This is a genomic window from Nocardia rhizosphaerihabitans, from assembly GCF_014646295.1.
Classification (GTDB): domain Bacteria; phylum Actinomycetota; class Actinomycetes; order Mycobacteriales; family Mycobacteriaceae; genus Nocardia; species Nocardia rhizosphaerihabitans.
In genome coordinates this window covers 250,829-264,376 of sequence record NZ_BMNE01000004.1, presented here as the reverse complement: position 1 = coordinate 264,376, position 13,548 = coordinate 250,829, and the positions used below count along the sequence as shown (strand labels likewise).

Here is a 13,548-nt window from a genome sequence, read left to right as displayed (position 1 = left end):
GGCATGCTCGGGCGGCCTGCGTGGTCACGCTCCGCTACCGCCTCCGGCCGCTGACCTCGCATGCCGCCCCCGAATCGGACGCCCGGCTGCGGCGCGTGTCGGTGGACGCGCCTACAGTGGGTCTTGTGTCGGTGGTCGTCGCCCCCAGTCCTGTTCTCCACACTCCGGGTGCCGTCGCGGGCGCACCTGGCTCCCCGGACGCCGCGGTCGCGTGGCATTACGGTGATCCGTTCGGCGAGCAGAGGGCCGCGGCGCAGCGCGTCGCGGTGGTCGATCGCTCGCATCGCAGCGTCGCCAGGATCACCGGCGCCGAGCGCCTGAGCTGGCTGCACACCATCACCAGCCAGCACATCGCCGCGCTGCCCGACGGGCACAGCGCCGAGAATCTGGATCTCGATCTCAACGGCCGCGTGCTGCACCACTTCGTGCTCACCGATCTCGACGGCACCGTCTGGCTCGACACCGAAGCCGACCGCGGCGCGGAGCTGGTCGCGTTCCTGCAGAAGATGGTCTTCTGGGCCGACGCCAAACCAGAGCCCGCGCCCGACTACGCCGTACTGAGCCTGCTCGGCCCCCAGGTGAGCACTCTGCTCGACGCGCTCGGCGTCGCCGCGCTGCCCGAGGTCTACGCCGCCGTCGCGCTGCCCGGTGGCGGCTTCCTGCGGCGCATGCCGTGGCCGAGCGCCGATTCCTTCGACCTCGTCATCCCCCGCGCCGAGCTCACCTCCTGGTGGACCAAGCTCACCCAGGCAGGCGCGGCGCCCGCGGGCATGTGGGCCTTCGAGGCGCTGCGCGTTGCCGAACTGCGGCCCCGGATCGGCGTCGACACCGACGAGCGCACCATCCCGCACGAGGCCCGCTGGATCGGCGGCGTCGACGAGCACGGGGCGGTGCACCTGAACAAGGGCTGCTACCGCGGCCAGGAGACGGTCGCCCGGGTGCACAACCTCGGCAAGCCGCCGCGCAACATGGTGCTGCTGCACCTGGACGGCTCGGCCGACGAACGCCCGGCCACCGGCGCCGACGTCACCGCGGGTGGCCGCACGGTCGGCAGGCTCGGCACCGTCGTCGACCACTACGAACTCGGCCCGATCGCCCTGGCCTTGATCAAGCGCTCGGTCCCCGCCGGCACCGAACTGGTGGTCGGCACCATGGCCGCCGCCATCGACCCCGACTCGATCCCCGCCGACGATGTCGTGCAGGCGGGCCGGGCCGCCGTCGACCGGCTGCGCGGGCGATGAGCCGCCCGATCATGCGCGTCGGTGACACCGGCCGCGTCGAGGCCGTGTGCGTCGTGCACGCCGAACTCGAGGTCCGCACCCGCGTCGGGCGGACCGCCATCGACAAGCGACCCGTCGACGGTCGCGTCGCGGTGCGTGCCCTCGGCCTGGCCGGCGATCACGTCTGCGACACCGTCAACCACGGCGGCGTGCACCAGGCCGTCTACGCCTACGGCGAGGAGGACGCCCGCCGCTGGGCCGGGGAACTCGACCGCGAGCTGCCCGCCGGCTGGTTCGGCGAGAACCTGCGCCTGAGCGGGCTCCCGATCAGCGACGCGGTGCTCGGCGCGCGCGTCACGGTGGGCGACACACTGCTCGAGGTCAGCGCGCCCCGCGTCCCCTGCTCGACCTTCCAGCAGTGGGCGGGCGAGCGGCAGTGGGTGAAACGCTTCACACTCCAGTCCGACACCGGCGCCTACTTCCGGGTGCTCACCGAGGGCACGGTCGGCGCCGGCGACGAGGTGCGCGTGGTGCACGTGCCCGAACACGGCATCACCGTGCGCGACGTGTTCACCGGCGCCGACCCCGCGCTGCTGGAACGGCTGCGCACCGAGGAGCCGACCATCTCCGACGACATCCGCATGCAGATCGACCGGCACACCAGAACCCGCACCGAGGTTCCCCTGGAGGTCCGGCCCATGAGCGAGCGTCAGCGAGCGAATCAGCAGCTCAGCGTGCGCACGCTCATGACGGAGCCGAGCGCTAGCGAGGCGCAGTCATGAGCGTGGAGCTGGTCGAGGTGGTCCGCTCGGGCTTCCGTGAGTGCGTGCACCGCGGCTCGGTCGTCGTGCTCGACGCCGACGGCACGCCCACCCTCGAGCTCGGCGAGGTGCACGGCCCGATCTTCCCGCGCTCGACCAACAAGCCGATGCAGGCATTGGCCCTGCTACGCAACGGTTTCGACCCCGTCGACGACGACGAGCTCGCCGTGGCCACCGCATCGCACTTCGGCGAGCCCGACCACATCGCCCTGGTCCGCAGACTGCTCGACCGCTACGGCTTCGCCCCCACCGACCTGGCCTGCCCGCCCGACCTCCCCTTCGAGGATCGCGCCCGCGCCGCCGCGCTCACCGGCTCCGGCCCGAGCCCGCTCTACATGAACTGCTCGGGCAAACACGCGGCGATGCTGGCGACCTGCGCGATCAACGACTGGCCGCGCACCGGATATCTCGACGTGGAGCACCCACTGCAGCAGGCGGTGCTCGCCACGATCGCCGACGTCACCGGCGAGCCGGAAACCGACCTGGGCATCGACGGCTGCGGCCTGCCGATCGTGCCCGTCTCACTCGTCAACCTCGCGCGCGCCTTCGCCGGCTTCACCACGGCCGAGACCGGCACCGCGCCGCGCCGGATCGCCGATGCCGTTCGGGCGAATCCGCGAGTGATTTCGGGCACGAAGGGCCCGGACCTGCTGGCCATGGCGGCCACTCCCGGCTTGTTCTGCAAGATCGGCGCGGACGGTGTGCACGCGGGTGCGCTGCCCGACGGAAGGGCCTTCGCGTACAAGATCGACGACGGTCACGACCGTGCCCGGATGCCCTTGACGCTGGCGATTCTGCGCGGTCTCGGGGTCGATTGGACCGACGAGCACACCGACCTCGCGGCCACCGCGGTACTCGGCGGCGACGCCAGAGTCGGTGTGATCCGCGCGATCCCGGGGGTGCTCTGAGACCGGGTCCGCTCGGCGAAGAAGGGGCAAACGGCACCGGTTCGGTAGTTCTTCACCCACTCCTGGAAGCGCGACCGCCTGACACACGCTAAAGTGTCTGTCAGGAAGAGTATTAATTCGAACGGGGCCGCCAACAAACCCCAGGCCGCCCCGCAGTGACGCGAGGGGGTCAGCCATGGGCCGTGGCCGGGCTAAGGCAAAGCAGACCAAAGTCGCACGTGAGCTCAAGTACAGCTCCGCGCCGACCGACTTCGCGAGCCTTCAGCGCGAGCTGTCGGATAGCACTCCGCTCCACTCCCAACCAAGGAGTGGCGGCGTGATTTCCGACGAGCACGACGCAGACGATTCGCCGTCCCGTTGGAACAACGAGGACGACGACTACGACAGCTGGCGTCGCTGATCGAACGCCGGTGAAGGGGGAGGCCACGACGGCCTCCCCCTTCAACCGTTGTCCGGCAGCGATCCAGGCTCGCAGCAGTACGGCGAACATCCGAATACACGACGAGCGTCCTGTGCACACACAGGACGCTCGTCGTGTTCGCCGCCTCGAGGCCCCGACCACCCCGAGCCGACAGGCACCTACCCCTCGCGTCAGGGATAGCCGTTCCTGCGGCAGACAAACCAGCACAAACGCGTGAGCCGGGTCGCAACAGCGACCCGGCTCACGTGGTGCAGGCGGTAGCGCGTCAGAACCTGGGGTGGTCGCCCAGCAGGACGGCACGCGGCGCGCCGGCGTCGGCGGCCTTCTTGACCTGGCCCAGGGTCCAGCAGTCGATGTGGCGGGCGGTGAGCACCGCCAGCGCGCGATCGGCGTCCTCGGGCGCGACGATCGCGACCATGCCGACGCCCATGTTGAACGTCTTCTCCATCTCGGCCCGCTCGACGCGACCGCGCTGGGCGATCATCTTGAACACCGGCGCCGGGTTCCAGGTGCCGCGGTCCAGCTCGGCGACCAGGCCGGCGGGCAGCACGCGCGCCAGGTTGGCGGCCAGACCGCCACCGGTGACGTGCGAGAAGGTGCGTACATCGGTCTCGGCGATCAGCGCGAGGCAGTCCTTGGCGTAGATGCGGGTCGGCTCGAGCAACTCCTCACCCAGGGTGCGGCCGAACTCCTCGACGTAGCCGGTCAGCGACATCCGGTCGATGTCGAGCAGGACCTTGCGGGCCAGGCTGTAGCCGTTGGAGTGCAGGCCGGAGGAACCCATCGCGATGACGACGTCGCCGGGGCGCACGCGGTCGGGGCCGAGCACCGAATCAGCCTCGACGACACCGACGCCGGTGGCGGACAGGTCGTAGTCGTCCGGGTCCATCAGGCCGGGGTGCTCGGCGGTCTCGCCGCCCAGCAGCGCGCAGCCCGCCTTGATGCAGCCCTCCGCGATGCCGGAGACCAGCTCGGCGACCTTCTCCGGGATGACCTTGCCGATGGCGATGTAGTCCTGCAGGAACAGCGGCTCGGCGCCACAGACCACCAGGTCGTCGACGACCATGGCGACCAGGTCGAGACCGACGGTGTCGTGCTTGTCCAGCGCCTGGGCGACGGCGATCTTGGTGCCGACACCGTCGGTGGACGCGGCGAGCAGCGGCTCCCGGTACCCGCCCTTGAGTGCGAACAGACCGGCGAAGCCGCCGATGCCGCCCTGCACCTCGGGTCGGCTGGCCTTCTTCGCCAATGGTCCGAACAATTCGACGGCGCGGTCACCGGCTTCGATGCTCACGCCTGCCGCAGCGTAGGAAGCGCCTGCACCGCTGGGTGTCTGTTCAGTCATTGTGGGGGAAAGCTCCAAACCGAATCGGCGGATAGATGCCTAGTAACTCTAAGTGATCCGCCGGTTCAGCTGTCGTGCGGCTCCTAGCTCATTGTTCCAGCTCGATGGCCGGTGCGGGTGATTTGCGCCGGTCGGCGGCATTCTCGGCCCGGCGGCTGCGCTGTTGCACCGGATCCGGTACCGGAACAGCGGCGACGAGGCGGCGGGTGTACTCGTGTCGCGGGTTGCGCAGGATCTGCTCGTTGTCGCCTTCCTCGACGCAGGTTCCGTCGCGCAGCACCATGATCCGATCGGCGAGCTGGTCGACGACGGCGAGGTCGTGGCTGATGAACAGACACGCCCAGCCGCAGCCGCGCTGCAGATCGGCGAACAGTTCGAGTACCGCCGCCTGCACCGAGACGTCGAGCGCGCTCGTCGGTTCGTCGGCAACGAGCAGGTCGGGATCGAGTACCAGCGCTCTGGCCAGGCTCACCCGTTGCCGCTGTCCGCCCGACAGCTCGTGCGGATAGCGGTTCTCGGTGCCCGCGGGCAGCCGCACGTCGTCGAGCATGTGCCTGACCCGCTCGCGGACGCTCGCGCGATCACCGATGCCGTGCACGACGAGCGGTTCGGCCACGCACTCGCCGACGGTCAGGCGCGGGTTCAGCGACCCGGCGGGGTCCTGGAACACGAAACCGAAGCGCCGCCGGATCGGCCGCAGCTTGCGCTGGGACAACTCGGCGATGTCCTGGCCACGGATCAGCACCCGCCCCGAGGTCGGCCGCTGCAGCGCCGCCACGCACCGCCCGATGGTCGACTTGCCCGACCCGGACTCACCGACCAGGCCGAGGGTCTCCCCCGGCCGGATCCGCAGGCTGACCCCGTCGACGGCCCGGAACGCGGGCCGCCCGAACGGTCCGGGGAACTGCACGACCAGATCGCTGACGTCGAGCACCGGCTCGGCCTCCGGATCGAGCACGGGCCGCTCGATGGTGGCCGCCCCCAGATGCGGAACGGCGTCGAGCAGCGCCCTGGTGTACTCGGCGCGCGGGCTGGCGAACAGCTCGTGCACCGGCGCCTGCTCGACGACCTCACCCGCCCGCATCACGACCACCCGGTCGGCCAGGTCGGCCACGACTCCCATGTTGTGGGTGATCAGCACGATCGCACTGCCCAGCCGGTCACGCAGATCGCGCAGCAGTTCCAGGATCTCGGCCTGCACCGTCACGTCCAGCGCGGTGGTCGGCTCGTCGGCGATGATCACCTTGGGTTCGCACGCGATGGCGATGGCGATCATCACGCGCTGCTTCTGCCCGCCGGAGAGCTGATGCGGGTAGTAGTCGACCCGGTGCTCCGGATCGGGCAGCCCGACCGTGCGCAACAGCTCGATCGCCTTGGCGCGCGCGTCTTTCCGGCTCATCCCGCTGTGCGCGCGCAGCGCTTCACCGATCTGGAAGCCGGCGGTGAACAGCGGGTCGAGCGCGCGGGCGGGTTCCTGGAAGACCATCGAGACCTCGCCGCCGCGCAACGCGGTCAGCTGCTTTTCGGTCATCGCGGTCACCGCGCTGTCACCGATGCTGACCAGCCCCCGCACCTGCGCGGTGTGCGGCAGCAGCCCGATCGCGGTGCGCGAGCTCACCGACTTGCCCGACCCGGACTCGCCGACGATGGCGAGCACCTCGCCGGGGAACACCTCGTAGGACACGTTGCGCACGGCCGCGACCGGCCCGCTGTCGGTCGCGAAGGTCACCGACAACCCGGCGACCGACAGTGCGGGCGTGCGGGTCTCAGTCATCGACCGTCTCCTTCTCTTCCGCGGTGGTGACCGCGCGACGCGTCCGCAGCAGCGGGTTCAGCGTCTCGTCGATGCTCTCCCCGACCAGCGTCATCCCGAGGACGACGAGCACGATCGCGGTGCCGGGGAAGATGGAGGTCCACCAGATCCCGTTGGACACGTCGTTGAGCGCCTTGTTCAGGTCATAGCCCCATTCGGCCGCCTGGGTCGGCTCGATGCCGAACCCGAGGAAGCCGAGCGCGGCCAGCGTGAGGATGGCGTCGGCGGCGTTGATGGTGACGATCACCGGCAGCGACCCGGTGACATTGGACAGGATGTGCCGGAACATGATTCGCGCTGTCGACGCACCGGTGACCCGCGCCGCGTCCACATACGGTTCGGTCTTCACCGCCACCGTCGCATTGCGCACGACCCGGAAGTATTGCGGCACATACACCACCGTGATCGCGATGGCCGCCGACAGCATCCCGCCGAGACTGCTCGACGTACCACCCGCGACGACGATCGACACGACGATGGCGAGCAGCAGCGACGGGAACGCGTAGATGGCGTCCATGACCAGCACCAGCACCCGGTCGACCCACCGCCCGACGTACCCGGACAGCAGCCCGAGCGGCACGCCGACCAGCAGCGAGAGCACCACCGCGATCACGATCACCAGCAGCGCGGTGCGCGCGCCGTACAGCACCCGGGAGAACACATCCTCGCTGCGCACCGAGGTACCGAACCAGTGCTCGGCCGACGGCGGCTGCTGCGATACGAAAGCCACACCGTCGGAGGAGTTCTGGGCCAGTCCGTACGGTGCGAGCAGCGGCGCGAACACCGCGACCAGCACGAACACCGCGACTGACACCAGCCCCGTGATGAGCGTGACCCGTTGCAGCCCAGAGGTCTTCGTCAGAAGCTCAGTTCCCGGCAAGCGCCGCCGTTTGACCGTTGCCGTGCTCATCAGAACCTCACCCTCGGGTCGATCAGCGCGACGATGGCGTCGACGACGAAGCTCATCACCGCGACCACCAGCGCGATGAACGCGACAATGCCCTGCACCGCGATGAAATCGCGCGCCCGCAGATACTCGGCGAGCTGGTAGCCGAGGCCTTTCCACTCGAAGGTGGTCTCGGTGAGCACCGCGCCGCCGAGCATCATCGCGATGCACATGCCCATCACCGTGATGACCGGGATCAGCGCATTGCGCACCGCGTGCCGCCCGGTGACCACCCGCGCGGACAACCCACGCGCCCGCGCCGCCTCGACGAAATCACTGCGCAACGTCTGGATCAGGTTCACCCGCACCAGCCGCAGGAAGATGCCACCGGTGAGCAGCCCGAGGGCGAGGGCGGGGAGCACCGCGTGTTCGAGCACGTCGAGCACATAGGAGGGTTCGCCGTAGAGGATCGCGTCGACGATCAGGATGTTCGTCTTCGGCGAGACATGTTGCAGCGCGAGCTCGACATCGGTACTGGCCCGCCCGCCGACGGGAAACCAGCCCAGCCACACCGAGAAGATCAGCTTGAACAGCATGCCGACGAAGAACACCGGGGCCGCGTAGGCCAGCACCGCCGAGAATCGCAGCACCGCATCCGAGGTCGAATCCCGGTGTGTCGCCGCGTATCTGCCCAGCGGCACGCCGACGGCGAAGGCGACGACCAGTCCCCAGAACACCAGCTCGAACGTGGCCGCGCCGTAGGTGATCACCACCTCGCTGATCGCCTGGTTGTCCTGGGTCCGGCCGAAATCACCGTGCAGGAAACCGGTGATGTACTCCCGATATTGGGTCAGGATCGGCCGATTCAGCCCGGCCGCTTCCTTGCGCTGCTCGATCTGATCCTGGGTGAGCCGGCCACCCATGGCCGCGCTGATCGGGTCGCCGATCACCCGCATCAGGAAGAACACCACCGTCACCAGCAACCACGCGGTCGGCAGAATCAGCAGCAGCCGAATCAGCAGGTACCGCAGCAAAGCCACCTGGCGGGAACCCCCGCCGCGCATCCACCCGAAACGCTGCGCCCGGATCAGCGATCCGGGCGCAGCGGGAACGTCACTCACTTGCTCAGTACCGTGAACCGGAACTTGAAGGAGCCGTCGAGGGTCTGCTCGACACCGGAGACGCCGGGCTTGGACACCGCGACCTGCTTGCCCGAGAGCAGCGGCAGCGTCGGCAGATGGTTCTGCGCCAGGTCGGTCTGGATCTTCTGCAGCAGCTCGACCCGCTTGGCCGGATCGGATTCGGTGGTCTCGGCGATCAGCTGGGCGTTGATCCCGGGGTTCTCGAAGTGCGACTGCAGGAAGTTGTTCGGCCCGAAGAACGGCGAGAGGTAGTTGTCGGCGTCCGGGAAGTCGGGGAACCAGCCGAACTGGTACATCGGGTAGCCGTCGGAGGCGCGCTCCTTCTGGTAGGTGACCCATTCGGTGGACTGCAGGTTCACCTTGAACAGGCCCGACGCCTCGAGCTGCGACTTGACCGCGGCGTACTCCTCCGAGGAGCTGGAGCCGTAGTGGTCCGGGTTGTACTGCAGGTTCAGCGTCACCGGGGTGGCGACGCCCGCGTCGGCCAGGAACTTCGCCGCGAGGGTCTTGTCCGGCTTGGCGCCGTAGAGCTGCTTCAACGGCTCGGCCGCGCCCGTCATGCCTTGCGGCACATAGCCGTACGCGGGCTGATAGGTGTTCTTGTACACCGAGGACGCGAGCGCTTCCCGGTCCACCGAGGACGCGAGCGCCTTGCGCACGGCCAGCTTCTGCTCGGGGGTATTGCCCGGCATCGTGTTCATGTTGAACACGATGTAGCGCAGCTCGCCGCCGGGTCCGTCGGTGACCTTCACCTTGGAATCCGCACGGAGCGAGTCGATGTCGGTCGGCGTGAACGAGCGGTAGCCCACGTCGATGGCGCCGTTCTGCAGGTCCAGCTTCAGGTTGTCGGAGGTGGCGTAGTACTTGGTCGAGACCGTGGTGTTCTTCGGGGTGCCGAGGATGCCCTGGTAGGCGGGGTTGGCCTGGTACTCGACCAGCTTGTTCTTGTCGTAGCTGGTGATCGTGTACGGACCCGAATAGCCCTTCGCCGCAACGACTTCCTCGTCGGTGGCCACCTTGTCGGCCGAGAACACCTTCTCGTCGACGATCGGGCCCGCCTGGGTCGGCAGGATGGTCGGGAAGGTCTGATCGTTGGCGACCTTGAGCGTGAACGCGACGGTGAGATCGTCGACCACATCGGTCTTGTCGAGATTGCCGAGCAGCGAGGCGGGACCGTGCGGATCGTTGATCTCGAGCATTCGGTCGAAGGAGAACTTGACGCTCTTGGCGGTCAACGGATTTCCGTTGGCGAAAGTCAGCCCTGATTTGATCTTGCACGTGTACACGGTCGGCGCGCTGAACTCGCACTTCTCCGCCGCATCGGGCTTGGGCGTGGTATCGCCCGGCGCGAAATTCAGCAGATACGAATAGATCTGGTTCTCCACCAGCAGCGAGCCGTTGTCGTAGGCGGCGGCCGGGTCGAGCGAGAAGATCTTGTCCGTGGTGCCGACGACCAGCCCCGCACCGGACCCCGCCTCATCGGTGCGGCCCGAACCACAGCCTGCCAGCGCGGCCGCGACGACAGCCGCGACACCCACTGCGGCAACTTGTTTCGCGCGATTCTTGCGAACGCTCAGTGCACTGTTCAACATCAGATCCCATTCTCGAACGCCACGTCGTCGCCGCACCCGGATCACAGGTGCGACGACAACGCGGTGAGCTAGCGATATAGCGGGGGACCGTACAGGCGAACCATTACCGCCCAGTATCAATTCGAGCGAAAAATTGCGCGGATGTTATGAACTAATCTTACGAAATAGTCGGTTACCGGAATTCCCTACGTACGCAACACGAAAAGGGCCGATCAGGTTTATCCTGACCGGCCCTCCTGGTGACGATGCGGCGCTACGGCCTGCTCAGCGCATCGGCGTTGACGTTCTCCGCGAGCAGCTTCGCCTCCGGCTTACCCGAGAGCATCCCCTCGAGCACGTTCTTGCCGATGGCGGCTTCCTGCGGCAGCGGGATCGGGTAGTCGCCGGTGAAGCAAGCGGTGCACAGCCTGCTGGCCGGCTGCTCGGTGGCGGCGATCATGCCCTCGGTGGAGATGTAGCCGAGGGTGTCGGCGCCGATCGAGCGGCGCACGTTCTCGACCATGTCGTCGTAGCTGTCGTCGGCGCCCGCGCCGTTGGCGATCAGCTCCGCGCGCGAGGCGAAGTCGATGCCGTAGAAGCAGGGCCACTTCACCGGCGGCGACGCGATGCGAACGTGGATCTCGAGCGCGCCTGCCTCGCGCAGCATGCGGATCAGCGCGCGCTGGGTGTTGCCGCGCACGATCGAGTCGTCGACGACGATGAGCCGCTTGCCGCGGATGACCTCGCGCAGCGGGTTGAGCTTGAGCCGGATGCCGAGCTGGCGGATGGTCTGGCTCGGCTGGATGAAGGTGCGGCCCACATAGGCGTTCTTCATCAGGCCCTGGCCGTAGGGAATGCCGGAGCCCTGCGCGTACCCGACCGCGGCGGGCGTGCCCGACTCGGGCACCGGGATCACCAGGTCGGCCTCGACCGGGCTCTCCTTGGCCAGCTTGCGGCCGATCTCCACGCGGGTCGAATGCACCGAGCGCCCGGCGATCGTGGTGTCGGGGCGAGCCAGGTACACGTACTCGAAGACGCAGCCCTTGGGCTCGGGGTTGGCGAAGCGCATCGAGCGCACGCCGTCGGAGTCGATCGCGAGCAGCTCGCCCGGCTCGATCTCGCGGACGAACGCGGCGCCGACGATGTCGAGTGCGGCGGTCTCGGAGGCGACGACCCAGCCGCGGTCGAGCCTGCCCAGCACCAGCGGGCGCACGCCGTGCGGGTCACGCGCGGCGTAGAGGGTGTGCTCGTCCATGAAGGTCAGGCAGAACGCGCCGCGCAGCTGCGGCAGCAGTTCCATCGCGGCCTGCTCGATGCTCGAGTCCGCCGCGGCGTGCGCCAGCAGGGCGGTGACGATGTCGGAGTCGGAGGTCGCGCCGGTCATCTGCGGGCGGCCGTCGATCACGCCGGCCCCGATCAGGCCGAGTTCGCGTGCGCGCCCGGCCAATTCGGCGGTGTTGACCAGGTTGCCGTTGTGGCCCAGCGCCAGGCCGGAGCCGACGGCGGTGGTGCGGAAGATCGGTTGCGCGTTCTCCCAGGTGACGCCACCGGTGGTGGAGTAGCGACAGTGTCCGACGGCGATATGACCCGGCATCGCGCCGAGAGTCTGCTCGTCGAAGACCTGACTGACCAGGCCGAGATCCTTGAAGACCAGGATCTGGGAGCCGTCGGAGACGGCGATACCTGCCGCCTCCTGCCCGCGATGCTGCAGCGCATACAGGCCGTAGTAGGTGAGCTTGGCTACGTCCTCGTCGGGAGCCCAGACGCCGAAAACGCCACACTCCTCGCGGGGCTCGTTCTCGGGCTCGTGGGGGTCATTCACCGTTTGCTCCCTGTTCGGGCGGGCTGGGGGCACCCGTCATTCTACGGGTGAATAGGGACACGTAGTACGCGCGCTCGCATCCCGGCAGCAATCTCCCGCTCGCGTACCCACCGATAAGCGGTCGTGAGCTGTTACCGTGCGCAAGGTGACGACGGACGACAGCGGGCACGAAGTAACCGGTGATACTGGTTCGGATAGTGAAAACGCCAGGTCGGAGCGGATGGATTCCACACAGGCACAGACCGGCGATGCGATATTCGCCACACCTGCGCCCGAACGGCGTCACTGGTCCCACATCGTGGTCATCCCCACGCTGGTGCTCACGCTGCTCACCGCGCTGCTCGGCGTGATGTACCTCGGCTATGTCGCCGATCCGGAGAAGAACCTGCACGACTTCCCGATCGCGCTGGTCAACCTGGATGTCGGCGATGTCACCGGCTCCGGCGACCAGCAGCGGAAGGTGAACTACGGCAAGCAGGTCGCCGACGGACTGGTCGCGAACGTGCCCGCCGACAAGGTGGATCTGCGCGTCGTCGGCAAAGCGGAGTCCGAACAGTTGCTGCGCAACGCCCAGGTCTACGGCGCCATCGTCATCCCCGGCGACTTCAGCAAACGTCTGGGCATTCTCGGCGCGGGCAGCATCGTGCCCGGCGAGATGGAACGGCCGATCATCACCCTGCAGACCAACCCGGGGATGGGCGCGTTCGGCGTGCAGATCGTGCACCGCATCGGCGACCAGGCGCTGGCCGAAGTCGACAAACAGATCGGCACGCAACTGACCGACCAGGTGCGGGCCACCCTCGCGCAGACGCCGGAGGGCGCGCCGGTGCCCCAGGTGTCCGGCGCGGCGATGATCACGCTGGAGAGCCCGGTCGACGTGGTGCCCCAGCAGTTCCGGCCGCTGCCCAGCGGCTCCGGCGAGGGCTTGACCGCGTTCTTCTACGCCCTGCTCCTGCTCCTGGCAGGCATGGTCGGCGCGATGGTGATCCACACGATGGTCGACGCCCAGCTCGGCTTCGTCCCCACCGAATACGGCCCCTGGTTCGTCCACTACCCGACGGCCTCGATCTCCCGCTTCCACACCCTGCTCCTCAAATGGGGCGTGATGACCCTGGCCTCGGTGGTCATCTCGGGAGTCTTCATGCTCGCCGCCGAAATCGTCGGCATGCCGATCAGCAATCCCCTCGCGCTGTACCTGTTCTCGGTCCTGGCGATGATCGCGGTCGGCTGGACCGGCCTGATGACCCTCGCGGCCCTCGGCAGCGCAGGCCTGCTGGTCAACCTGATCCTGTTCGTCATCCTCGGCCTCCCCTCCTCCGGCGGCACCGTCCCCATCGAAGCCATCCCACCCCACATGGCCTGGCTCGCCGAGTTCGAACCGATGCACCAGGTCTTCCTCGGCGTCCGCTCGATCCTCTACTTCGAAGCCAACTACGAAGCAGGCCTCGACCGCGGAATCTGGATGTCCCTGCTCGGCATCGCAGTCGCAGTCGTCGGCGGCGTGGTCATCACCCGCTACTACGACTACAAAGGCCTGCACCGCAAGAACTCCGATGCTTGACTGGTGAAACGCCCGGGGCTTGAACAGATTTCGTTACG

General features: G+C 68.1%; 11 protein-coding genes. 5 read left to right on the top strand and 6 right to left on the bottom strand.

All coding sequences use genetic code 11. The features are described 5' to 3' along the window. Positions 1-125 precede the first annotated feature (125 nt). From ygfZ to IEY60_RS18800, 4 genes are all read left to right on the top strand, one after another. The gene (ygfZ, locus tag IEY60_RS18815) at positions 126-1,241 is read left to right on the top strand and encodes a CAF17-like 4Fe-4S cluster assembly/insertion protein YgfZ (protein ID WP_229739945.1); all 1,116 of its coding nucleotides are present in this window, start codon (positions 126-128) and stop codon (positions 1,239-1,241) included. An 11-nt stretch (positions 1,242-1,252) separates the two neighbouring features. Then, positions 1,253-2,002 (top strand): MOSC domain-containing protein, encoded by a 750-nt coding sequence (locus IEY60_RS18810; protein WP_189030052.1) that lies wholly within the window; start codon positions 1,253-1,255, stop codon positions 2,000-2,002. Continuing rightward, positions 1,999-2,949 (top strand): asparaginase, encoded by a 951-nt coding sequence (locus tag IEY60_RS18805; RefSeq protein WP_189030050.1) that lies wholly within the window; start codon positions 1,999-2,001, stop codon positions 2,947-2,949. The genes IEY60_RS18810 and IEY60_RS18805 overlap by 4 nt, the downstream gene beginning before the upstream one ends. A gap of 175 nt (positions 2,950-3,124) precedes the next feature. Beyond that, positions 3,125-3,349 (top strand): DUF3073 domain-containing protein, encoded by a 225-nt coding sequence (locus IEY60_RS18800; protein ID WP_189030048.1) that lies wholly within the window; start codon positions 3,125-3,127, stop codon positions 3,347-3,349. Between the two features lie 286 nt (positions 3,350-3,635). Here the strand turns inward: IEY60_RS18800 and purM are convergent, their stop codons facing one another. From purM to purF, 6 genes are all read right to left on the bottom strand, one after another. Beyond that, positions 3,636-4,715 (bottom strand): phosphoribosylformylglycinamidine cyclo-ligase, encoded by a 1,080-nt coding sequence (gene purM / locus IEY60_RS18795; RefSeq protein WP_189030046.1) that lies wholly within the window; start codon positions 4,713-4,715, stop codon positions 3,636-3,638. Positions 4,716-4,803: 88 nt separating this feature from the next. Continuing rightward, entirely contained in the window at positions 4,804-6,489 is a 1,686-nt protein-coding gene (locus IEY60_RS18790) for an ABC transporter ATP-binding protein (protein WP_189030044.1), read from the bottom strand. Then, positions 6,482-7,438, bottom strand: a complete 957-nt coding sequence (locus IEY60_RS18785) for an ABC transporter permease (protein ID WP_189030042.1) — start codon at positions 7,436-7,438, stop codon at positions 6,482-6,484. The genes IEY60_RS18790 and IEY60_RS18785 overlap by 8 nt, the downstream gene beginning before the upstream one ends. Beyond that, positions 7,438-8,478, bottom strand: coding sequence for an ABC transporter permease (locus IEY60_RS18780; RefSeq protein WP_189031229.1), 1,041 nt, complete (start codon positions 8,476-8,478; stop codon positions 7,438-7,440). Before IEY60_RS18780 ends, IEY60_RS18785 begins: the two co-directional genes overlap by 1 nt. Positions 8,479-8,531: 53 nt before the next feature. Continuing rightward, positions 8,532-10,148, bottom strand: a complete 1,617-nt coding sequence (locus tag IEY60_RS18775) for an ABC transporter substrate-binding protein (protein ID WP_229739944.1) — start codon at positions 10,146-10,148, stop codon at positions 8,532-8,534. A 253-nt stretch (positions 10,149-10,401) separates the two neighbouring features. Then, on the bottom strand, positions 10,402-11,949 hold the full coding sequence (gene purF, locus IEY60_RS18770) for an amidophosphoribosyltransferase (RefSeq protein ID WP_229739943.1): 1,548 nt from the start codon (positions 11,947-11,949) through the stop codon (positions 10,402-10,404). A gap of 220 nt (positions 11,950-12,169) precedes the next feature. On the opposite strand from purF, the gene IEY60_RS18765 reads away from it, so the two are divergent. Beyond that, the gene (locus IEY60_RS18765) at positions 12,170-13,510 is read left to right on the top strand and encodes a YhgE/Pip domain-containing protein (protein ID WP_189030038.1); all 1,341 of its coding nucleotides are present in this window, start codon (positions 12,170-12,172) and stop codon (positions 13,508-13,510) included. Positions 13,511-13,548: the final 38 nt, after the last annotated feature.